Origin of the sequence: Pseudanabaena sp. UWO310 (assembly GCF_006861605.1) — a bacterium.
In the GTDB taxonomy this organism is placed as follows: Bacteria; Cyanobacteriota; Cyanobacteriia; order Pseudanabaenales; family Pseudanabaenaceae; genus Pseudanabaena.
The window spans coordinates 40,630-63,871 of the sequence record NZ_SELU01000018.1 but is presented as its reverse complement, the minus strand read 5'-3'; the positions used below and the strand labels follow the sequence as shown (position 1 = coordinate 63,871).

Annotated in this window: 15 protein-coding genes; 8 read left to right on the top strand and 7 right to left on the bottom strand. The window is 43.5% G+C overall.

The features are described from left to right. The first annotated feature begins 104 nt into the window (after nt 1-104). The 4 genes from PseudUWO310_RS08105 (at nt 105) to PseudUWO310_RS08090 (ending at nt 3,195) form a co-directional block, all read left to right on the top strand. Complete coding sequence (locus PseudUWO310_RS08105) at nt 105-542, top strand: HHL1-like protein (RefSeq protein ID WP_142600178.1); 438 nt, start codon at nt 105-107, stop codon at nt 540-542. Between the two features lie 186 nt (nt 543-728). Further along, on the top strand, nt 729-1,613 hold the full coding sequence (gene folD, locus PseudUWO310_RS08100; protein ID WP_142600177.1) for a bifunctional methylenetetrahydrofolate dehydrogenase/methenyltetrahydrofolate cyclohydrolase FolD: 885 nt from the start codon (nt 729-731) through the stop codon (nt 1,611-1,613). Between the two features lie 172 nt (nt 1,614-1,785). Further along, entirely contained in the window at nt 1,786-2,709 is a 924-nt protein-coding gene (gene crtE / locus PseudUWO310_RS08095) for a geranylgeranyl diphosphate synthase CrtE (protein ID WP_142600176.1), read from the top strand. Nucleotides 2,710-2,760: 51 nt separating this feature from the next. Then, nucleotides 2,761-3,195 (top strand): divergent PAP2 family protein, encoded by a 435-nt coding sequence (locus PseudUWO310_RS08090; protein ID WP_190315948.1) that lies wholly within the window; start codon nt 2,761-2,763, stop codon nt 3,193-3,195. A 291-nt stretch (nt 3,196-3,486) separates the two neighbouring features. Here PseudUWO310_RS08090 and PseudUWO310_RS08085 read toward each other — a convergent pair whose 3' ends face one another. From PseudUWO310_RS08085 to PseudUWO310_RS08065, 5 genes are all read right to left on the bottom strand, one after another. Further along, nucleotides 3,487-4,881, bottom strand: coding sequence for a di-heme oxidoredictase family protein (locus PseudUWO310_RS08085; RefSeq protein WP_142600174.1), 1,395 nt, complete (start codon nt 4,879-4,881; stop codon nt 3,487-3,489). Nucleotides 4,882-4,916: 35 nt separating this feature from the next. After that, the gene (locus tag PseudUWO310_RS08080; protein WP_055074250.1) at nt 4,917-5,354 is read right to left on the bottom strand and encodes a bacterioferritin; all 438 of its coding nucleotides are present in this window, start codon (nt 5,352-5,354) and stop codon (nt 4,917-4,919) included. 193 nt (nt 5,355-5,547) lie between these two features. After that, entirely contained in the window at nt 5,548-6,681 is a 1,134-nt protein-coding gene (locus tag PseudUWO310_RS08075; RefSeq protein WP_142600173.1) for an imelysin family protein, read from the bottom strand. Between the two features lie 191 nt (nt 6,682-6,872). Beyond that, nucleotides 6,873-7,820, bottom strand: coding sequence for an FTR1 family protein (locus PseudUWO310_RS08070; RefSeq protein ID WP_142600172.1), 948 nt, complete (start codon nt 7,818-7,820; stop codon nt 6,873-6,875). Nucleotides 7,821-7,898: 78 nt separating this feature from the next. After that, on the bottom strand, nt 7,899-8,261 hold the full coding sequence (locus PseudUWO310_RS08065) for a ComEA family DNA-binding protein (protein ID WP_142600171.1): 363 nt from the start codon (nt 8,259-8,261) through the stop codon (nt 7,899-7,901). Nucleotides 8,262-8,437: 176 nt separating this feature from the next. Here PseudUWO310_RS08065 and recF point away from each other — a divergent pair, with 176 nt between their 5' ends. Continuing rightward, entirely contained in the window at nt 8,438-9,568 is a 1,131-nt protein-coding gene (gene recF, locus PseudUWO310_RS08060) for a DNA replication/repair protein RecF (RefSeq protein WP_142600170.1), read from the top strand. Between the two features lie 43 nt (nt 9,569-9,611). On the opposite strand, the gene PseudUWO310_RS08055 is transcribed toward recF, so the two are convergent. Both PseudUWO310_RS08055 and PseudUWO310_RS08050 read right to left on the bottom strand, forming a co-directional pair. Further along, nucleotides 9,612-9,992 carry an AbrB family transcriptional regulator gene (locus tag PseudUWO310_RS08055; protein ID WP_009628945.1) on the bottom strand — a complete coding sequence of 127 codons (381 nt, stop codon included), beginning with the start codon at nt 9,990-9,992 and terminating at the stop codon, nt 9,612-9,614. Nucleotides 9,993-10,330: 338 nt separating this feature from the next. Beyond that, nucleotides 10,331-13,342, bottom strand: coding sequence for an AAA family ATPase (locus tag PseudUWO310_RS08050; protein ID WP_142600169.1), 3,012 nt, complete (start codon nt 13,340-13,342; stop codon nt 10,331-10,333). Nucleotides 13,343-13,481: 139 nt separating this feature from the next. Between PseudUWO310_RS08050 and PseudUWO310_RS08045 the strand changes: the two genes are divergently transcribed. The 3 genes from PseudUWO310_RS08045 (at nt 13,482) to PseudUWO310_RS08035 (ending at nt 22,916) form a co-directional block, all read left to right on the top strand. Further along, on the top strand, nt 13,482-13,847 hold the full coding sequence (locus tag PseudUWO310_RS08045) for a hypothetical protein (RefSeq protein ID WP_055074632.1): 366 nt from the start codon (nt 13,482-13,484) through the stop codon (nt 13,845-13,847). A gap of 248 nt (nt 13,848-14,095) precedes the next feature. Next, the gene (locus tag PseudUWO310_RS08040) at nt 14,096-18,769 is read left to right on the top strand and encodes a response regulator (RefSeq protein ID WP_142600168.1); all 4,674 of its coding nucleotides are present in this window, start codon (nt 14,096-14,098) and stop codon (nt 18,767-18,769) included. Nucleotides 18,770-18,971: 202 nt separating this feature from the next. Continuing rightward, nucleotides 18,972-22,916 (top strand): PAS domain S-box protein, encoded by a 3,945-nt coding sequence (locus tag PseudUWO310_RS08035; RefSeq protein WP_190315946.1) that lies wholly within the window; start codon nt 18,972-18,974, stop codon nt 22,914-22,916. The last annotated feature ends 326 nt before the right edge of the window (nt 22,917-23,242 follow it).

Sequence of the window (23,242 nt, the reverse complement as noted above, 5' to 3'; positions counted from 1 at the left end):
TGTTGTGGTTAGTGACTCATGTAAACTTTTGTTAACTATAAAATTTGTCAAATTTTACACATTTATAAAAATCTCTTTTTAAAACACAGGGTGAAATATTTTCTATGACTAAAGTTTCTGGATTTGGTAAAGGTTCGGGACAGGACAAAAAAAAGAAGAAAGCGCCAAACAAGCACCAAGTTGCCGCAAATAAATACGACGAGATGAAGGATAAGGGTTTACCTGAGTTCAATGTTTTTGTCCGTATCAAGGGCAAGGAGTGGGTACCCGCAGGTTCGATGGCGGTGCAGCGTAGTAACCAAATCAGTCGCGCCATTTTTCAACAGGAAGCAGAATTATTAAAAGGAGCAATCCGTTTGTATCCCGTTCTGCGGAAATTCAAGGATGATCTGGAATATGGTTATCGGCTGAAGGAATTTCCTGATGAAGAAATAACCGTTGCGATTCTTCCCCAACCTACAATTGGCGATAAGTTCAAATACGCTTTTACTAAGGCAAAGGAATATCTTAATGGCGTAGTTAAAAAGCCTCAGGATAAATAAAACGCCTCAGAATAACCAGATGAGTGGCGGCGCTTCGCGCCGCCACTCATCTTTGTGGTAGCTGCCGATGGTACGGCAGCTATAGATGATTGATGCGAACTATGTGTGTTACGATTGCCTCCCATCAAGCGTTACAATCGTATAGATAGTGGGTAACGAATCGCGGAGAAAAATTCATAGCAGTTTATGGCAAAAATTATCGATGGCAAAGCCCTAGCGAAGAAGATGCAAAAGGCGATCGCTGATGAAGTCGCGCAGTTGCAAGCAAAATATGGTCGTCCTCCAGGACTAGCGGTTTTGATGGTAGGGGATAATCCCGCTAGTGCCGCCTATGTCAAGAACAAAGAAACCGCCTGTCATAAAGCAGGTATTACATCCTTCGGCAAGCATTTACCTGCCAGCGCCACCCAAGCAGAACTAGAGCAAATTATTGACGAATTAAATAAGGACGATCGCGTAGATGGCATTCTGATCCAGTTGCCTTTGCCCGATCATTTGGATTCGGTCGCCCTACTCAACCGTCTCGATCCCGATAAAGACGCGGATGGCTTGCATCCCAATAACTTAGGTAGACTCGTCCGTGGTGAAGAGGGCTTGCGGAGTTGTACGCCTGCGGGGGTAATGGAGTTGTTAGCCGAGGCAAACATAGATATTGCGGGTAAAAATGCCGTTGTCATTGGGCGTAGCATTCTGGTCGGCAAGCCCCTAGCACTCATGCTTTTAGAAGAAAATGCCACCGTCACGATCGCCCATTCTCGTACAAAAGCCCTTGCCGAAGTTACCCGTAAAGCAGATATTTTAATTGCCGCGATCGGTCGTCCTGAATTCGTGACCGCAGATATGGTCAAACCCGACGCTGTAGTGATCGATGTCGGTATTAACCGAGTTACGGACGATCTCGGTAAATCGCGCTTAGTCGGGGATGTGGACTATGACAATATTGCTGCAATTGCCTCTCACATTACCCCCGTTCCCGGTGGCGTGGGACCAATGACCGTGACCATGCTTTTGCATAATACCGTTTGGAGTTATCGCCGCAAGTTTGCTGAAGGTGGATTGGGAAATCAATAAAGTTTTAGGGTAGCGATCGCAAGTCGTTGCATAATATACATTCTGGATTACATTCTGGATATAGTCAGAAGTTTTGCCTAAATTTCTGACATTGCATAACTAGAAATAACTGGAAACAACTGAACACACTGTCAAAAACCTGTCAAAAACCTGTCGAAATCATTGCTAAGCCATGCCCCAAACATTGTCAGAAACATCATCTCAAACGGTTGCATTTAATTTAGATAAGTACTTACGCGATCGCAAGCAAGAGGTCGAAGCCGCGCTTGACGCTTCGATTTCCGTTACCTATCCCGAAAAAATTTATGAATCGATGCGCTACTCGCTGATGGCTGGTGGCAAACGCTTACGTCCAATCCTATGTCTTGCTGCTCATCAGTTATTGGGTGGTGATCTCGCTGCCGCTATGCCCACTGCCTGCGCGATGGAGATGGTACATACAATGTCATTGATCCATGATGATCTGCCCGCCATGGATAATGATGACTTTCGACGGGGAAAGCCCACTAACCATAAGGTGTATGGTGATGATATTGCAATTTTGGCGGGGGACGCTTTACTAGCTTACGCCTTTGAGTTTATAGCTGTGCAAACTAAGGGTGTACCTGCGGAAAGAATTTTAAAGGCGATCGCCCATCTCGGTCATGCAGTTGCCGCGACAGGTTTGGTTGGTGGACAGGTTGTCGATCTAGAATGTGAAGGTAAGTCAGATGTGACAGCAGAAATACTGACCTTTATCCATATCCACAAAACTGCGGCTTTACTCGAATCCTGTGTTATCTGTGGTGCATTGTTGGCGGGTGCAAATGATACTGACATCAAGCGGCTATCCACCTATGCTAATAACATTGGTTTAGCTTTTCAAATCATTGATGACATCCTAGACATCACTGCAACTTCTGAGCAACTTGGCAAAACGGCTGGTAAGGATCTTGCCGCCCAAAAAGTCACTTATCCTAGTTTGTGGGGCATCGAAGCCTCCCAGCTAAAGGCACAGGAACTAGTGGAACAGGCTAAAGCTCAATTGGTCAGTTATGGCGATGCGGCTCTACCTCTAATGGCCCTTGCCGATTACATCACTGCTCGAAAAAACTAGACCTAATTCTCAAACTACTTCTTGACCTTAATTTTTGCAATTGATATGAACATCCATCCTGTTGGCGAAATCCTCGATAATCAAGTTCTGCTAATTGCTCTATGTTCCAGTTTGACAGCGCAACTACTCAAGTTGTTTATCGAATTAGCCCAATTCCGACGAGTCAGATTTAAGGTGCTATTTGAAACTGGTGGTATGCCTAGCTCCCATTCAGCTTTAGTATCGGCGCTGGCGACAGGGATTGGACGCACCCAAGGATGGGATACGCCACAATTTGCGATCGCTACAGTTTTTGCTTTTATCGTGATGTATGATGCCGCAGGCATCCGCCGCGCCGCAGGTAAGCAGGCAAAGGTTCTCAATCAAATTATGGTAGAGGTTTTTGAAGAAGAACACGATCCCCTCAAGGAATTATTGGGGCATACCCCTGCCCAAGTTGTGGCAGGATCGATTTTAGGCATAATTTTAATGTGGCTGTTCCTATAAAAAAAGGAAGGGCAGCGCTAAGCGCTGCCCTTCCTTTTTTTATCACGAGGAATTTATACCAATTCACGAAAGTGTGACAACACTTTTTATACCAAATCACAAAATGGCGTAGCCATTTTGTGATTTTAAAACCCTTACTGTTTTTTTTCAATTCCCAAAAGTGTGGCCACACTTTTGGGAATTGGTATTACAGCAATTTTCTATCAAAAGAAATCAAAAGAAACACAAAAAACTTTTTGAGCAAAGTGCGGTAAGAAATGGCTACGCCATTTCTTACCGCACTTTGCTCTCCTAGAGAGAGTTAAGGAACTGGATAAGAGCGGTACGATCGCCCTTATCCATATTTAAAAATGCTTGCTTTGACTTTTCTGCTTCGCCGCCATGCCACAGGATGGCTTCCTCTAAGGTACGGGCTCGACCATCATGGAGAAATCCTGAATAGGGCAAAACCGTTTGGGTAAGCCCGATCGCCCATAGAGGAGAAGTACGCCATTCGGTTCCTGAGGCGAGAAAATCGGGACGATTATCCGCTAGCCCTTTCCCCATATCGTGCAGGAGCAGATCGGTATAGGGATGAATAGTCTGCTCGGAAATCGCCGCTAATTGATGTTTGCCAGTTTTCAGGGTTTGGATATGACAGCTAGCGCAGCCTGCACTATGGAAGAGGCGATCGCCTTTTTGTACAGTGGGATCGTTGACCATGGCAACTGGACGGGCAGGCACGGTCAAACTTTGAGAGTAGAAGGTCGCCGAAACTAACTTTTCTTCGGTAATATCATTCTTGCCGCTGGGATCGGGAAAGACTGGATTAGTGATTCCCATATCGTTAACATAGGCGGCCGCAGTCTGTTGGCGGAGGTTGGGTTGATTTGCCTTGAGCCCAAATCTTCCCAGTACGGTGGCTTTTTTCTCCACATCCCAGACCATGTTGGGCGTACCTGAAATCCCATCGCCATTTTTGTCTTGAGGATCGGCTAAGTCCAGAATTGTTTTGTCGGCGATCGCTTCTAATAGTCCTAAACCAATGACAGGAGGAGGTAACCGCAATGAGGTCATTACTTCCTCAGGCAAGGGTTTACCATCAGGGAGCGTAATGGTCGTTTTCGGCGATCGCAATTTGTAGCTGGTTCCATCAGCATATTTGCCCTCGGTCTCTTGCCATTGCAGGTTCACCTCCGCATTGGGCTGATAACCATAGATCGCATGGTCTCGGATTTGCGTACCAATATTAGGTACGGGAACCGAGCCGCCCATTACCTCTGGTTGACCGTGAGGTAAACTCACTCGCACCAAAAGCTGGGACTTCAGTGAAGTACTGGAGCCGATAATTGGCATCCCCCTGCCATTACGAAGGTGGCAACCATTACAGGAAGTATTATTAAACAGGGGACCTAGTCCAGGATTTACTTGGGAAGGAGCGCTGACGAACACATCATTGAAGGTAACATTCGCCTCACTATGCTTTTTGAGTTCCTCTTCCGTCAAATTAGCCGCAGGATTATCAAAAGCCCTAGAAGTGCGATTGGTGATCGATGTTTGACCTCCTGATAGGGGATCGAGATTAATCGGGGGGAGTTTTTGATAATCCATCCAAGTTTGAAATCCAATTACGGCGATCGCGATCGCAACCGCTAGGATCAACAATCGGATTACTTGGCTGTGAGACCGCGAAGATAATGTATGCATAGCTATAAAGGGGAATGAACTAACTGAAAAAATACCTAATTACTAAAATCACGGAGCATTTTTTTAATCTCAATATTGTGAAGTTCTTCCTGTCCGATCATCGTTCTGGCAAATTCTTCCAAATAGACACTGGCATCCTTGACAACATCGAGGAGAGTTTTGTAAAGGTTTAACGCTTTTCTCTCGTGATTCAAACTCTCCGTCAGAATATCCTCGACGGTATGCTTGAAGGTTTCTTCAAGAGGAGAGATTCTCAGGCTGGGATGTCCATCTAAACCAGTTAAGATTTCCCCTACCTGCTGAGCGTGCAGAAGGGACTCAGTTGCTTGGGATTTAAAAAAGGCTACGATCGGAATCCGATTTGCTCCCGTTACCATCAAGGCGTAGTGAGTGTAGCGGACGACCCCAGCCAACTCAAATTCCATAATTGAGTTGAGAATATCGTTAGTAGCCTGTAGATCTAGATCTTTCATAATTAGTTGATTTAGTGATTAGTTGATTTGGTGAGCGGCGCAGCGTGCGCCGCAGGTTTTAGCTCTGGATTTTAATTGTACTGAGGTACTCATACCAATTCACGAAAGTGTGACAACACTTTTGCGAATTAAAAACTAAGCCTAGTAAGGGTTTTCAAGTTAAGAAATGGCGTAGCCATTTCTTAACTTGGTATTAAGTAACAATTAAAGGCTTGATTTCCTTTTCAAAGGTTTCCTTAACAGTTGTGACAGCCTCGATCGCATTTTTGATTTTTGGTGCAGCCGCAGGATCGGCGATCGCCGTACTAAATGGAGCAGGGATCTGGGCGATCGCATCTAAAGCCGCTTGAATTTCTTTATCTACACGGGCATCAAGGTTAGGATTAACCTTTGCGACATAGGCACTCAATCCCGATTTACCAGCTTTATGGTTCTCAATGCCTCCAAAATAGACATTCTTCACGCAGAGAATATTATTTCTAAAGTCATTGATGGGATTGGCAAGCGCGTATTGAGACTCAATTGATGCGGGGTCTTTTTTCTTAAAGGGTTCGCCAATTTTCTTTTCAGCAACCTCCGTAGTGCTATCGATAATCCCTTCAATCATCTCCTGCACAGCATCGGGTAAAGAAGGATAGATCGGGTTATTTCCAGCCGTAGCAAAGGAATCGCGATAGGGAGCCCTATCATCAACCCCTTTTACCCAAGCGGTGAGGAGTTTGTTCGCATCCCCATCCAAGACCGTCGCCAAGGATTGCAAGTACTCAAATTCTCTGGGCGTAAAATCCGCGATCGCTTTTTTACCGTTCGCTCCAAAGAGAATGAACTCGATCGCGTGGTATCCTTTTTGACTTTCCTGCAATTTTTGAATGGATTCAGGAGTCAATTTATCGTTGCTCTTGAGGACTTTGTCAAGATCGCCCTTATCTAAGGGCCATGTATCGATCGCCGCATCTGCACCTAGGGATTTCGCAGGACCAATGGTAAACGATTCGCTCTGTTCCCAATATACTCTTGCTTCAGTCCAAGCATCCTGAGCGGCTTTTAAGTTAGGTTCACTCGGATCCTTCGCTAAAATATCTACCGCTGCTTTCAGATCTTTCGTTTTACTTGTAAACTTCTGATAAGTAGGAATCACTACTTTGTCAGTAAAATCCACAACGACCTGCTTATCGCTAAATTTTTTGCTTGCCGCAACAGAAGTGGTATTTGAATTACTGGCTACATCGGTATTGGTCTTAATTGATTGGGGCGTGCAGGCGATCGCCAAGGCGAAAACAATCACAGCCAAACTAATTGGCTTAATTAGGGCTTTTAAAAAATTCATATTCTTGAGTCTTGTTACTTTTGCTTGTTACTTTTGCTTGTTACTTGAACGTTATTTGAACGTTATTTGAACGTTATCTTTCATTTGCCAAGCTTTTGGGAAGTTAGGCGCAGACTTACTAGCTATTTACTGCTTATTTACCGCTGTAATTTATTTTTGGGATTTTATCGATAGATTCTATTTTTGAGTTCCTATCTTTGAGTTTTTAGAAAAGGAAAGATCTGTTTACCCGCAAGAGAGCGGAAGTAGAACACGATCATTGTGCTCAGAAAAACGCAGTATGCGACGATTTGCGTTGCGTAGAGCTTGTCAGAATAGCCAAACAAAGTAGCTAAGACAATTCCCGGAAATTTATCCGCAGGCAAAAACGAAGAAGTATCTGTAACTTGACGACCCAAACTAAACCAACTAATTACCTTTTGCGGCGGATCGAGAAATTCATAACTTTGCGTAGCCGTATTAAATACTTTGTCAATGGTATTTGCCAGATCGAAAGCAGCTAAGGATGTCATCACTAATCCAGCTACGATGAGGATCAAGACAATCCCTAATACTTGAAAGAAAATACGAATATTGAGCTTTGCCCCAAATCTGAATATGGCTAGCCCGATGGCGATCGCTACTACGAGCCCGAATACACAACCGATTGCGGGAGCATATTGAGCGAGTCCTGATTGGGTTGGATCGGGATTAAATGATCCTGTAACAAATAGAACCGTCTCAGCTCCCTCTCTTAAAACAGCCACAAAAATCAGGGTGAACAGACCCCAACCAACTTTGTTGGCTTCGTTACTACGCAAAGCCTGCTCCACGCTCGCTTGAACCTGAAACCTCAAAGTCTTTGCCTGCTGAGTCATCCAGATCAGCATCCAACTCAACATCACGATCGCGGCAAGTGAAAAAATCCCTTTACACAAATAATAAATAGTGCCACTAAAGCCACCAATTAACTTCTGGGCGATCGCTCCCATCACACTACTAACAAAAAGCCCTGCGAGCGCTCCCAAGTAAACCCATTTGTTGAGAAATGATTGATTGGCTTTACTCAAATACGCCAGCACAATCCCCACAACTAGAGTTGCTTCAGTTCCTTCCCTTAAAACAATTAAGAAGGTTGGCAGAGCCGAGCTAAAATCCATGATTTTACCTTTGTGATTTATTTTTGTTATTTACTTGCGTTGGTTAATTGGGATTTTGCGGTTGTTGATTATCGTTGATTATTTATTATCTTCAATGGTAACCAAGCTTTTGATCAATCCTAGCTCTTCAGCCGAAATTGCTTTCTTGGTTACTAGGTCATCAATAGTTTTGTAGGGTCTGGCGGCTTGAATGCGTTCTGAGAGCGAAGGCTTGGTGCCAGGCAGCTCTAATTTATCTAACTCAGCAATGGGAGCAGTATTGATATTAATCTTTAACTTGCTATTACTCTTTTCAGGAGCTGCGGCAGTGGGGCTAGCAGGATTGTTTGCTGGATTATTGGCTTGCTTAGGGGTTTCAGCGCAAGCTGTAACTGTGAGTAAACCCGCTATTAGCATGGGGATTTCACGTTTGAGTAACCCTCTAGACAACTTATTTAACATTAGGAAAATTTTAGTTAGTAATAATTATTCTCAATTAGGTTGACAGAAATCTGCTTGTTTGTCAATCGCTATCAGGAACTACTATCAATAAATTGGCGATACCTACAAGAAAATATGCTATCCCAAAGCAAAAAAGCTTTATCCTAGAGAACCTGCTACTAGACTCGCCTGCATGAATGTATCTTAAATCTCTACACATCAAGCAATTTCGCAACTACATTGACCAAGAAGTATCCTTCACCGCCCCCAAAACGGTGATCGTTGGGAATAATGCTCAAGGTAAATCAAACTTGCTTGAGGCGGTTTTGCTACTAGCAACTTTGCGATCGCATCGTGTTAGTAAAGATCGCGATTTAGTAAAAAATGGATCGACAATTGGCGAAATTCGGGCAACCTGTCAACGCTCAAGATTACCCGAAAGCTATCCCGTCGAGCTAGAGATGCAAATGCGAGCCAGTGGTAAACGTACTCTGAGGGTAAATGGCGTTAACCAAGCAAGACATTTAGATTTTTTGGGGAATGTCAATGCTGTGATGTTTTCTAGCCTCGATCTCGATTTAGTACGTGGCAGTCCCGAAAGTCGGCGCAATTGGCTAGATACAGTTTTAATTCAGTTAGAGCCGATTTATATCAATCTTTTGCAGCAGTACAATCAGGTGTTACGACAGCGGAATGCCTTGCTGAAGTCAATTAAACAGGGGCAAATCCAGTACGAAGCTCAACAAATGGCGCTTTGGGATGCCCAACTTGTAACGACGGGGACGCGCTTAATCAGGAGGCGATCGCGATTATTGGAAAGATTAACCCCGATCGCTAGACATTGGCATCAAGCCATTAGTGGCGGGAGCGAGTATTTAGAAATTACATACTTACCTAAATTTTCCTTTACCCCAACCGATCTAGTCGAAAATATTCATCAGTCTTTTTTTGAGGCGATATTGCAAAAAAACATCATTGAGCAACATCAAGGCACTAGCTTAGTTGGTCCCCATCGAGATGAGGTCTCGCTGACAATTAATACAACTTCGGCAAGAGAATATGGCTCCCAAGGTCAGCAAAGAACGCTCGTACTAGCTCTAAAACTGGCTGAGTTAGAATTGCTAGAATCGGTGATTGGCGAACCGCCGTTATTATTATTAGACGATGTTCTTGCCGAACTCGATCTGCAACGCCAAGATCATCTTTTAAATGCGATCGGTAACCGAGTTCAAACAATAATTACGACGACACATCTCGGATCGTTTGACGCTCAGTGGTTAAAATCCGCCCGAATTTTTCAAGTAGCAACGGGTGAAATTTCATCTTAACAAACTCACAAAATAAGCTTGCATTGCAAGCTTATTTTGTGAGTTATTCTTCGTCATCTGCGCCAACTTGACGCAGATGAATATGTTTGCGTCCAAGCCGAATTTCTAATTCGTCCCCTGCCTGTAGCCCCATGAGTTGTGTATAAGCCGAGCCAATTAATAGGTTGCCATTTTTCTGAACGCTGACACGATAACTTGCGCTGCGTCCACCTTTACCGCTACCTTTCGCTTCAAGCTCAACACCATCAGCCTCCATCAAGGCATTATAAAACTTCATTAGATTTACGCGAGCTTGATTGTTTTTTGTGATAGTTGCATATCCACAAGCTTTAGCTTTTTCTTCTTTTGACAGATGTTCTAGTTCTTTGACTTTCTGTAACAATGCATCACCAGAGAGTTGAACTGGTTGTTTAACCTTTGCCATTTGTTCTTAATAGTTTAATATTTGCTAGCTATATATCAGTATGTAAGATGATTGTACTATTAGTCAAATTTTTTTGCCATTGCATATAAGTAAAACTAAGTAAAACATTTTCTATTTGTTTTTACGGATAACTGTTATCCATATATCTATCCATAGATCATTACTTAGACTGAGAAACGATAAGTTAGGATTGGGTTATTAATTAAAAAATATTAGGTTGATTTTCATGACTAAGAATACCGAAAAGATCATGAAAGTAATTTATATCAACCTGAAATCTTTCAAGATAAATAAAGATAAAAGAGTTGCTATCATAATCCTCAATTAAAAACTTGCTATCATCCTACTAATTGGACGGTAGAGCCTTCATCACCTTTAGACACTTCGATGAGCGTGTTAAAGGCTTCCTTCATTTGTGGCATATGGGTAATTACTAAAATACACTCAAAATCTGGGGCGATCGCATTAATGGCACTCACAAGGCGATCGCAACCCAATCGATCTTGACTGCCAAATCCTTCATCAATAATCAGGGTTTGCAAAGTGCTGCCTTTGCGTTGGGCGAGTACGCGGGATAGGGCAAGTCGCACCGCAAAATTGATCCGAAAGGCTTCCCCCCCTGAATAGGTCTCATAGGGTCTAGTGCCTTTAGTATCAGCGATTTCAATATCGAGGGTTTCGATCAGCCGATCATTTTTTTTGCCAGATTTTTGGGTGATAAAGCGCACATTTAATTGCCGATCGCTGAGTTGAGCGAGGATTTGATTGGCTTCTACTTCAATTTGGGGTAATACATTTTCCAGCATCAGAGCTTGAATGCCATTCTTGCCAAAGGCTTGATGTAGTTCGCTATGAATGCGTTGGCGATGGCGGGCAAGTTCGATTTGGGTGAGGGTTTCCCTTTCCCTTTGTCGGTTTTGCTCTAGTTGTTGTTGCGACTGCTGAAGGCTACCAATTTGCGATAATAATCCATCCATTTGCGATCGCCAATCTTGACAATTTTGCCGCAAAGAGCGGATTTCCTCCGCATGATCGCCCTGCAAAGATTGACATTGGGTCTGCAATTGTGCGATTTGATTTGTCATAATTTCCAACTCCTGCTGCTGGACATTATGTAATTGCTGCAATTGTTGAACCTGTTGCTGAAGTTCGGGATATTCCTGCTCGGCGCGGGCAAGGTCTTGATATCGCAATAGTGCTGGTGTTAATTCCTGTTTTTGACTGCGGAGTTGGTGGTGGATATCGGGATCGTAAGCCAGTTGGACGAGTGCGCGATCGCATTGTTCGAGTTCGTGCTGCACTTCGAGATCGATCAGATTTTTGTCGAGGCGATCGTGTAATTGCTTGATTTTAGTTTGCAGATCGGGAATTTTTAGCGCTAGGTTTTCGGCTTGACGCTGGGCATTTTTTAATTCCGACTGCTTGACCTCCGCCCATCGCCACCGCTCGACATCGCCACGGGCTAGGGCATGATTTTTTTCGTCATAGGCAAATTTGCGAATATTCCGATCGATCAGTTCCATCTCCTCCCATGCTTCGCGGCTATAGTTGTTAGTCTGAAGGCGATCTCGTAATTCCGCAATCTCCGCATCAATTAGCTCTAGCCTTTGCTGCGCCTCGGCGATCGCCTTTAAACGTTCCTGTAAATTGCCCTTACGTTGAATCAAATCATTGAGCGGCGCGATCTCTTTCATGAGACTGCGATACTCTTCCCGCAACACTTGAATTTCGCATTCAGAAGCGGCTTGCTGCTCCTTCACCACCCAGATATCCGCTTGTAAATCACGAGATTCTTTTTTGTGCTTTTTCTGTACTAATTGCCAATGGGCTTCATCTAGGGGGCGATCGCACAAGGGACAGGGGGCATTGGGGACGGTTAACTGCCGCATTTTCGCTTCTAGTTTATTAAAGGCTGCTTCACTATCCGCCAAACGTATTTTTAAACGCTCCAAAAAATCGCGCCGTTCTAATCCTTTTTCATGGACTCGTTGTTGGTAGACCTGTTTTTTTTGTAAAAGGACAATTTGGCGATCTAGTTCCTGAGCATTAACAAGCAAGCGATCGTGTTTCTGAACCTGTAAATATAACTGTTCCCTCTTCGCCACGAGTTCCTCTAATTTGGCAGTGAGTTTTGTCTGTTCTCTCTCTAACTGATGCTGAAGTACTTGATGCCGATGGATCAAGGGCGTAGATTGCCCGTGAAGGCGATCAAACTCCTGTAAGACTGACCGCGCTAAATTTAATTGGGCGATCGCCGCTTCGATTTCTGAGGCTCGTCCGAGAATACCTTGCAGATCCCTGTCTTGCTGAACTAAAGCCTCTAACTGAGACTGATAATGGCGCAATTGTGCCTTAAGTTCGGTTTGTAATCCTGTCAGTTTATGGCTGAAGTCAACTCGCCGATCGCTGAGATGTTGATAGGTCTGAAACTTACATTCGAGTTCTGCTGTTTGCGCCGCTAGCAATTGGTAGCGATCGCGATCTTGCAAAATTTGCGATCGCTGTGACAGGGTTACTTCTAACTGCTGGATTTGTTTGCGCTGACTCAACAATTGGCGATCGGTTTGCATGAGATTACTAGTTAAGCCCGCTTGCTGCTGCTGGAGCCAAGTTAATTGCTGCAAGTGACTTTCATACTGTTTTTGCAATTCCTCCGCCACCTGCAAGCGATCGCGATCACGGCTCTCCCAGCCCTGTAACTCCGTTAACTGCGCTTGCAATGCCACTAACTGCGGCGCGATCGCTTCCCCTGCCAGAATTTGCGCCCTAAGATGTACCAACATATTCTCTAGGACGAGCGCTTCGGCTTTACTGGTTCGGGCAATGTCCTTAGCGCGTTCTGCCAACTCGTCATACTGCGATAAAGCCAGCATATCCGCCAAAATTTGCTTGCGATCGCTCGGACGCTTGAGCATAAACTCATCGGCTCGTCCTTGGCGCAAATATGCCGAATTGATAAAGGTTTCATAATCCATTTTGAGGTGCGAAACAATGGTCTGTTGCGTTGATCGCACCTTTCTTTCTGTCAGCGATTTAAATTTTCCTTCACTCAGAACCTGAAATTCTAGCGATGTTGAACTATTGCGCGATCGCGATCGCATCACTCGATAGACCTCTCCCCCTGCCATAAAGGTAAAATCCACTTGTGCTTCTTTAGAGCCCACATGAATCACATCATCTTCCGAAGCAACGCGACTTGCTCCCCAAATCGCCCAAGACATCGCTTCTAACAAAGAAGATTTCCCCGACCCATTGCCACCGCAAATACAAGCAACATGTAGCCCACTAAAATCCAAGGCTAGTTGCTGATAGCTCAGGAAATTTTTTAATCGTAATTTCTGAGGGATCATGCGATCATCTAATTTAGCTTGAAAGAATCTTTACTTATACAGCTATACTAATTATTATCTAACGATCGCGACAATATATCTTTTCCTATGAATTTAGCTCTAAATAAGCAATTTACCACAAACCAAAGTCGAGGGAGTTATGGAAATATGGGAACAAATTAGCCGTCAAAGAGTGAAGTACATCGTCGATAGCTATCAGTTAGATGGTGAAGACGATGAGGATTTTAATGAATATTTAGAAGATTTACTCCAAGCCTACGCACCACCTCAAATTGAATTAGCGCTTGTGGAAACCTTGGTCGCCAGTTGGCAAATCACTCCCCTCATTCGTGGTGTTGCTTTCTTAACGCGATCGCATGACCTTTTAAAGTCTTGGGAAAACCATCCCACCACACCCAAAATATCCTCTACGCATTTCCGCTTAATTACCAGCTTAGATCCCACCCCTGTATTTGGTAATGGCATTGATCTACCAGCCAAAATCATGTTTTCTACCGCTAAGTAGTTGGGCATAATTAAAACCCATAATCAAAACCTGTAGCGCACGCTACGCGTGCGCTACAGGTTTTGATTATGCCCAGCTACTTATAGCGCTTTGCGCTCAAACCCAAACTAGTAAGAATTTTGAAAGCGTTGCGAAGCAACGCTTTCAAAATTCTTCCTGTGGTTCGTTTGATCGGTAATTGCTGTAATAAATGATTTGCGATTAGCCACGTATAGTAGCTAAAATGTATTGGAAGCAAAAGTTGTTAAATGAATCCTTTTTCGCAGATCGTCAAATTTCTCTATAGACCGCTAAAAGAGAAGTCTAATGGAGAATTTCGGGGTAAATTTGCTGGGAAATTTGCCTTCAATAATTTGTTGACATTTTGGTTGGCATTTTTATTATTTGCAATTCTTTCCTATTTAGGGAACTACTTTCGTCTGCCATTGTTCTTTGGGGTGGATTTCTTATTCGGCAGCATTTTTGTGCTAATTGCGACTTATCTCTATGGGATTTTCATGGGGGGCGCAGTTGCGGCAATTGCGAGTATTCATACTTATATTCTTTGGGGACAGCCCTACGCGGCAATTCTCTTGGTTTTAGAAGCCCTGTGGGTAGGGGTTGGGCTCGAATATTACCAGCAAAAACATCGGGGATCTCGCAATATGATCCTGCTAGTAATCTCCTACTGGCTATGTTTGGGCGCACCCTTATGTTTTGGATTTTATTATTTCATTCTCAAAGTCGGAGCCAGTTCCGTCCTCTTAGTTGTCCTCAAACAGTTAATTAACGGGGTATTTAATGCGCTAATTGCCCATTTATTTATTGACTACTTGCCCCCATTACAGCGATGGGTTCAGAAAAGACAGGGAAATAGACACCATCTAAATATCCAACAAATGTTATTTCATTTGTTATTGTCTTTTGTTTATGTTCCTATTCTAACCATCGCCATTCTAACTAGTTATCACTATCTGCATGATATTGAGAAGGGAATTTCTAGTCAATTATTGGCAAGTACGACAGCCCTGACGGTTAATTTAAGATACTGGCATCAGCACAACGCAGGGATATTGCGAGAATTAGCAACCATCGCTAGCGAAGAAGATAGCCAAGAAAAATTGCAATTCGCGGTAACTCAAATTGGCAAAATTACACCAGAGTTTTTATACATTTACACTACTAATGCCGAAGGTCGTATTTTGACAACCTTTGCTGGTATTTTGGATGGAGAAAATTTAAGCCTGAGTCAATCCGTCACTCAACAAAAAATATTTCAAGATGTTCGGTCTAGTCTAAGTATTGCGTTTAGTGATATCAGCAAGGATCGGACTACGGGCTATTCCCATATTGATATTGCGTTGCCCATTCTCAAGAACAATCAGTTTAATGGTGTGGTTATTGCCGTCTTAGATGTCGATCGCCTTAGAGAATTTCTAGCCAATGAATCGGGGACAACTAAGATTGAGTCGTTTTTACTCGATCACGATAAAACCATAATTGCTAGTACGGTTTCTAAAGAGCTTTCAGGTGATTTTTTCGATCTGTATCAAGGTGCTGAAGTTCGCCCTTTTAAAACAGGACAAATTCAATGGTTGCCGAAAATACCAGGCACCGCATTGATGACCCGCTGGCGTAAATCCTATTATTTGCAAGAAGCCCCTATCGGTGCAAATATTCCTTGGACGATAGTCATACGTCTGTCTCCATCGGAATATATAGACAAACTGGAGAACCTGCATACATACATTCTCGCGCTGATCTTGGCGATTATTTTACCTGCGACGATCGTGGCAAATTTTCTCAGTCGTCGATTGGTAAACCCGATCGCCAAGTTAATTCACCTCACCACCGACCTACCCAAAAATCTTTCTTCCGAGTCAGACTTTGCTTGGAAATCCAGTAACCTTGCCGAGATCGATACCCTTGGCTATAACTTTCAAGTTATGGCGATCGCCCTACAGGAAAAATTTCAAGAGATTCAACATGCCAATGTCAATCTAGAAAAAAGAGTACAGGAGCGCAGTGCTGAGCTTCTTAAAAGTGAGTTAAGGCTCAACAAAATTACGGACGCAATATCCAGCACCGTATATCAGTTTTATCGAGATGGTCATGGTCAGTACTCCATTCAATTTGTCAGTCGAGGTATTTATGACCTATGCGAACTGACTGCGGAAGAGATTTATGAGGATTTTGGCAAATTCAGCAGTTTGGTTGTTCCCGAACATATTGAAGCCTTTTTCCAGTCTATTGAAGATTCTGCTATATCCTTTACGAACTGGGCGCATGAGTTTCAGATTAAAACCCCCAGTGGTAAATTAAAATGGATATCTGGACGTTCTCAACCAATGCGTCAAGGTGATCTAGGTTTAATCTGGAATGGCATCATTTCAGATATTACCGACCTCAAGCAGACCGAGGCGGCACTCCAAAAGAGTGAAGAACGTTGGCAACTAGCAATTCAAGCTGCTGATGATGGCATTTGGGATTTAGACTTGGAAACTGGCTTAACATTCCGTTCGGAACGTTGGCGCACCATGCTTGGGATTGAGGCAAATATTGATGACGAGCAGGATATCGATTGGATCGATTTGATCCACCCTGAAGATCGCGATCGCGTTTTACAGGAACGCGTTGATTATTTATCCCGCAAGATCCCTAACTATGCGGTGGAATATCGGATGCGTTGCACGAATGGCGACTATAAATGGATATTCACAAAGGCAAGAGCGTTATGGAACTGGCAAGGACAGGCTACTCGTTTAGTCGGAGCCAGTAACGATATTACCGAACGCAAATTAACGATTGCGGCGATCGAAAAGAGAGAGAGCTATCTATCGATGCTTGTCGATGTACAACGTCAACTGCTGTCGGAGAGTATCAATCTCCATGATTATGGCAATATCTTAGAAATTATTGGTAAAGTTGCCGATTTTTCCAGTATTGATCTTTTGCAATGCGAGCAAGAGCCAAGTCTCGAATTACGGTTTTACTCTACTTGGAATGCTCCAGAACTATCCCCAGCCCAAAGACTGCTACAGGTTGAGTATGGGCAGATACTTAGCGATGGCACTTGGCTATCGCGATTAACACAGGATCTGAGCGTTTATCTGAGCATTTATAATTCATTGCCCGCAGTTCCTGAAGCCGCAAAAGCAATTTTTGATTCTAAGGGAATTCACTCTTCCCTCGTCTTACCTATCTTTGTGAATGGAAAATTTTGGGGCTTCTTGAGCTTTCACGACCACTTCAGCGATCGCCGCCGCGATCATGTAGAGATCAGTCTATTGAGGGTTTTGGCATCTTCGTTGGCGATGCATTTAGAACGGCAAGAAGCAAAGATGGAACTACTGAAGGCGATGGAGACCGCACAAACAGCAAATCGCGCAAAAAGTGAATTCCTCGCGACCATGAGTCATGAGATCCGCACGCCCATGAATGCGGTGATTGGGATGGCGAGTTTATTGCTAGATACCGATCTCAACTCCGAGCAATATGAATTTACGGAGATTATTAGATCGAGTGGCGATAATCTACTCACCATCATTAATGATATTCTTGATTTTTCCAAAATTGAATCTGGAAGATTTAGCCTTGATCTTCAACCCTTTAATTTACGCCATTGCATTGAAGAATCGCTCGATCTGTTGGCGGCTACGGCCTCTGCTAAGGGGTTAGAGCTAGCTTATTGTATGGATGTGGATGTGCCTGAATTGATTTTGAGCGATGTAACCCGATTGAGGCAAGTATTAGTCAATTTATTTAGTAATGCGGTCAAATTCACAGCTAATGGGGAAGTATCTTTAACGGTATCAGTGAGTTCTGTCGATCCTTCACAGCAAAATTATCAATTATTATTTGCCGTTAAGGATTCTGGTATCGGTATTCCTCGCGATCGCTACGATCGCTTATTTAAGCCCTTTAGCCAAGTGGATTCATCGACAACCAGACAGTATGGCGGCACGGGACTAGGACTGGCGATCGCTAATCAACTAACGCAAATGATGGGTGGGGGGATGTTGGTTGAAAGTGAGGTGGGTGTCGGCTCTACCTTCTCCTTTACGATTGCCACGACGGCTGTAAAAACAGCATCTCCTCCTGAATGGAATTCTAATTTAGCTGGCAAACGCCTCTTAATTCTGGAAGACAATGAAGTTAACCGTCGGAGTTTGACTATATTTGCCCAAACTTTAAAGATGGAGGTGATGGCGGCAAATTCGAGCGAGCAGGCGATCGCTTGGTTGCAGCACGAACCAGCCTTTGATCTCGCGATTCTGGATGCGGGCTTTCCTGTCCAGAAAGCACTCTGCCATGTATCGCAGGATTGCGACCATTGTGAGATTAGAGAACGAATCCGTTTCTATGCCAATTCATTACCAATTATTTTGCTCACCCATACCTTTAGATGGGATGAAGTTAGCAATGATGACATCACTATCTGTTTGAGTAAACCCACCAAGCGATCGCAACTCTACAGTGCGTTAAACCAATTCTTTAGCCATGCTTCCTTAGCAGAACTTAAGAGTAAGCAGAACTCAGTTTTTGATGAAAACTTTGCCAATCTTTTTCCCCTAAAAATTCTATTAGCTGAAGATAACATCGTTAACCAAAAAGTGGCTACCCGCTTTCTCAATCGCCTAGGCTATCGTGTTGATGTTGTCGCTAATGGAGCAGAGGTTTTAGAATCGCTACACCGCCAAAGTTATGATGTCATATTTATGGATGTATTTATGCCTGAGATGGATGGCTTAACGGCAACCCAAAAGATCGTTGCAGAATATATACATAAGCCTTGGATCGTGGCGCTTACTGCCAATGCCGTCCAAAATGATCGCGAGATTTGCTTAAATGCAGGAATGAATGATTACGTAAGCAAACCAATCCAAATTAAGGAACTAACTAAAGCCCTAGAAAGAGCCTATATAAATCTTAAAAGCCCCTAATGCTGTAGCTAAACCCCAAGCCCTGTAGCGTAAGCTGTGCTTGCGCTACAGGGCTTGATTCTGGATTTAATCGTCATGAAACGACCATAACACTCTAATTGTTATATGCTAAAAACAAGAGGGGGATTGCAATATTGCAACCCTTTCCATCCATATTTCAGCACTGGTTAAAATTTACGGCTTTGCTAAACCTATTATGATTATGGACAGTTCTGAATCTCCAAGTTCTCAGCCTTGGCAATCGCTAAACTTGCCTCTAGAAACACCGATAGCAACCGTTTTGATCGTGGAGGATTCGGAAAGCGATCGCTTAACCTACTCACGTTATCTGCGATCGGACTCAGAGAATAGCTATCGTATTATCGAAGCAGGAAGCCTAGAGGAAGGTTTGGAACTGTGGCGATCGCAGCAGCCCGATATTGTATTGACCGATCTAAATTTGCCCGATGGCGATGGCTTTGAATTTCTAGAAGCAATCAACTTGGATCGTACGCGAGAAAAGACTCCTGTAATTATGTTGACGGGGCTAGGAAACGAGGAGAGAGCCGTACGATCAATGAAATTAGGAGCGACTGACTACTTGGTTAAAGGGGATATTACTGCGAAATCTTTCACTTCAACGATTAGGCAAGTATTCCAGCAAACCTTACTAATGCATCAACTGCGGCGATCGGAACAGCAGCACATATTAACCTCTGAAATTGCGCTGCGAATTCGCGAATTTCTAAATTTAGAAGATATCTCGAACGCCATTGTGAGGGAGGTACGTCAATTTATTAATGCTGATCGCGCTATTATTTATCAATTCAACCCAGATATGAGTGGCACGGTTGTTGCCGAAGATATCGTCTCACCTTGGCAGTCCTGCTTAAAAGCACAAGTTGAAGATACTTGTTTTCGCGAAAATCTTGGGGGCGCATATGCTGAGGGAAAGTTTTTTGCTGCCCATGATATTTATAGGGCTGGTTTGACAGATTGTCATATTAAATTGCTCGAAAGATTTCAAGTTCGCGCCAATCTGGTTGTGCCAATTCTGTTGCCAAATGCTGACAAACACATTTTATGGGGTTTGTTAATTATGCATCAATGCTCGGCTCCAAGGGTTTGGGAAGAATCCGATATTCAGTTATTGCAGCGGCTATCGGTGAAGTTAGCTATCTCCATTCAGCAAGCGATCGCTTTTGAACAAATTCAAAGTGAGCTTGCCGAACGCAGAAGGATTGAGTCGCTACTCTTAAGTCAGCAAAAAGAACTAGAAGAGCGCAATAATTTATTAGAAAGAGTAAGTGCGGATTTAGAATGTACGGTCGAGGAATTGAGGATTACCACTGAAGAGCAAATCATTCAGCATCGACAACTGGAATATGAACAGTATCGCTACCAAAATCTTTTTGAATTCGCACCTGATGGCTATCTGGTTACGGATCTATCGGGCAAGATCTCAGAAGTAAATCAAGTTGCTTTAGAACTACTTGCGATAAGGCGTGATTATATTTTAGGCAAGCCATTGGATCTATTTGTTGCCTTGGATAATAGAGATTTTTTCGACCGCCAGTTTCATCATTGTTTATCCTCAACTAATGCCAAAACAACTTGGGAAATTACGCTAAAAAAGCGTCAGGGCGATTTTTTTCCTGCCGAAATTAGCGTCATCCAAAATATCAATCCTATGAATAGTCAGCCGCAACTATTTTGGTTGATTCGCAACATCAGCGATCGCAAACGCGCCGAGCAAGAACTACTAGAACTCAATCAATCCTTAGAAACAAAAGTCAAAGAACGTACTCAAGCCATTCAATTGCAATCGCAAATGCTGGAGCAGATTCATGATGCGGTAATTTCTGCGACGATAGATGGCACGATCCTAACTTGGAACGTTGGGGCGGAGAGACTCTATGAATACAAGGCTCATGAGGCGATCGGGCTGAACGTTAGTATGCTTTATCTAAATGAAGATTTGGCTATTATGGAACCCACCGTCTTTAGCCCGTTACTGGAAAAGGGAACCCATGAGATTGAACTGCGGAATCAGACCAAATCAGGCAAAATAATTTACATACGCTTGCGGCTCTCGATCATTTGGGATGCAATGGGAAACCCCATTCGCTTGATTGGTTGCTCTAACGACATTAGCGATCGCAAACTTGCTGAAGAAAGCTTGAGGGAGAGCGAAAAACGCTTTGCGAATCTGGCGGCGGCGGCTCCTGTGGCAATTTTTCAAATTAATCAAAAAAATGAATGTACCTACGTCAATGGTTTTTGGTCTCAACTTACAGGACAAGAACCTAGCGTAGCTCTTGGTTATGGATGGCTTCAGACTATTCATCCCGATGATCGGGAGCAACTCTATCAACAATGGACTCAAGCGATCAAGCAACAAGTATATTACCAAGGGGAAGGAAGATGCCTCAAACCCGATGGCACAATTTGCTACTTCTATTGCCAAGCTATGCCCGAACTGAATGAGGATGGTATTTTTACGGGTTATATTGGTACATTAACGGATATTAGCGATCGCAAACAAGCCGAATTGCGCTTACAGCATACAACCGATCGCCTAGCTTTGGCGCTTAAATCTGGGGCGATCGGCTGTTGGGAATGGGGTGTTCAAGACAATATTGCCTTTTGGGACGATCGGATGTACGAACTGTATGGAGTTTCCAAAGAAACAACACCTCAGTTTAGCTACGAAATGTGGATTGCTGCGTTACACCCCGATGATCGTGTAGCTAGTGAGATAACGACTCAACAAATTACTTCGGGTCAAATAGATGAATATGATACGGAGTTCCGAGTTGTGCATCCCGATGGCAGTATTCACTTTATCAAAGCCTATGGAACGCTCAAACGGGATGTGGATGGTAATCCTCAAAGTATTATTGGGATTAATTTTGATATTAGCGATCGCAAACAAGCAGAACTTCAGTTGCAGACAGCGAATCAAGAACTCCTCCGCGCCACAAGGCTCAAGGATGAATTTCTCGCTAACATGAGCCACGAACTCCGCACGCCGCTAAATGCCATTTTAGGATTTTCAGAAACCCTTCAAGATGAGGTTTTTGGTTCGCTGAATGAAAAACAATTAAAGGCGATTTCTATAGTTGAATCAAGCGGCAAACATCTACTATCACTGATTAACGATATTCTCGATCTATCCAAAATGTCATCAGGGATGATGGTATTGGATATCGAACTAGTCTCAGTCGAAAACCTCTGTGATTCTAGTCTGACCTTTGTTAAACAGCAAGCATTTCAAAAGAGAGTGCAACTCCATAGCAATATTCCACCGCTTATAAAAAGCATCAATATCGATGAGCGCCGCATCAAACAGGTATTGATCAATCTGCTTACCAACGCTGTCAAATTCACTCCAAATGGAGGGGCAATCAGTCTGATCGTCGCAGTCGGTTGCGGCAATGAATGGGAAGGAGAAGCAAAAATCCCCCAACGAATTATAACCATGAATTCACCGATGATCGTATTTCAAGTGGTGGATAATGGTATTGGGATTGCCGACAAGGACTTGCGACAACTCTTTCAGCCCTTTGTCCAAGTCGATAGCGCCCTCAACCGTGAGTACGAAGGCACAGGTTTAGGACTAGCTCTAGTCAAACAGATTGTCGATCTACATGGCGGACTGGTTATGGTCGAGAGCGAAATCGGACAAGGTAGTTGCTTTACAGTTGCCCTACCCTATGAAATGCCCCCATCTAATGCGATCGCTTCCGCACCAAGTTCGACAACGTTATCTTCACAGGATGTCGATCTCGACAATCCACCGCTTATTTTATTAGCTGAAGATAATGAGGCAAATATCCAAACCTTCTGTTTCTATCTAACTGCCATCAATTATCGCGTCATCCTCGCCCGAAATGGAGTAGAAGCTGTGGCTCAAGCTAAAGCAAACTTGCCCGATATCATCCTTATGGATATTCAAATGCCAACGATGGACGGACTAGAAGCAACCAAACAAATCCGTCTCGATCCTAACTTGATTAATACTCCCATTATCGCCCTCACTGCCCTAGCGATGGAAGGCGATCGCGATCGGTGTTTAGAGGCAGGCATGAATGGATATATCAGCAAACCACTCAAACTCAAACAACTAGCTAAACAAATTGCTGACTTATTAGCTATAGCAACATAAGGTTTGCTTAATCCGAAAGAAGAGAGGCAGCGCGAAGCGCCGCCTCTCTTCTTTCGGGTTAAGAGAATGGCGGCGCAAAGCGTCGCCATTCTCTCATTGGGTTTTAATGCAAATGGACGCAAATGGACTCGAACCATCGACCCCCACGATGTCAACGTGATTAGTCACTCGGTTGAAACCCTATTATAGCAAGCATTTCAAGTGTTTACAATAGCTTTTTAAGTCAATTTATTGAGAATTTTATTGAGGATAGGTTACTTTTTCCCTTAACTATCAACAATATTGTAAGCAAATATCTAAACCCCGACTGTCACAATCTTATACTG

Coding starts and splice junctions, on each gene's coding strand:
- PseudUWO310_RS08105 (WP_142600178.1), top strand. CDS start 105: ATGACTAAAGTTTCTGGATTTGGTAAAGGTTCGGGACAGGACAAAAAA.
- folD (WP_142600177.1), top strand. CDS start 729: ATGGCAAAAATTATCGATGGCAAAGCCCTAGCGAAGAAGATGCAAAAG.
- crtE (WP_142600176.1), top strand. CDS start 1,786: ATGCCCCAAACATTGTCAGAAACATCATCTCAAACGGTTGCATTTAAT.
- PseudUWO310_RS08085 (WP_142600174.1), bottom strand. CDS start 4,881: ATGCATACATTATCTTCGCGGTCTCACAGCCAAGTAATCCGATTGTTG.
- PseudUWO310_RS08080 (WP_055074250.1), bottom strand. CDS start 5,354: ATGAAAGATCTAGATCTACAGGCTACTAACGATATTCTCAACTCAATT.
- PseudUWO310_RS08075 (WP_142600173.1), bottom strand. CDS start 6,681: ATGAATTTTTTAAAAGCCCTAATTAAGCCAATTAGTTTGGCTGTGATT.
- PseudUWO310_RS08070 (WP_142600172.1), bottom strand. CDS start 7,820: ATGGATTTTAGCTCGGCTCTGCCAACCTTCTTAATTGTTTTAAGGGAA.
- PseudUWO310_RS08065 (WP_142600171.1), bottom strand. CDS start 8,261: ATGTTAAATAAGTTGTCTAGAGGGTTACTCAAACGTGAAATCCCCATG.
- recF (WP_142600170.1), top strand. CDS start 8,438: ATGTATCTTAAATCTCTACACATCAAGCAATTTCGCAACTACATTGAC.
- PseudUWO310_RS08055 (WP_009628945.1), bottom strand. CDS start 9,992: ATGGCAAAGGTTAAACAACCAGTTCAACTCTCTGGTGATGCATTGTTA.
- PseudUWO310_RS08050 (WP_142600169.1), bottom strand. CDS start 13,342: ATGATCCCTCAGAAATTACGATTAAAAAATTTCCTGAGCTATCAGCAA.
- PseudUWO310_RS08045 (WP_055074632.1), top strand. CDS start 13,482: ATGGAAATATGGGAACAAATTAGCCGTCAAAGAGTGAAGTACATCGTC.
- PseudUWO310_RS08040 (WP_142600168.1), top strand. CDS start 14,096: ATGAATCCTTTTTCGCAGATCGTCAAATTTCTCTATAGACCGCTAAAA.
- PseudUWO310_RS08035 (WP_190315946.1), top strand. CDS start 18,972: ATGGACAGTTCTGAATCTCCAAGTTCTCAGCCTTGGCAATCGCTAAAC.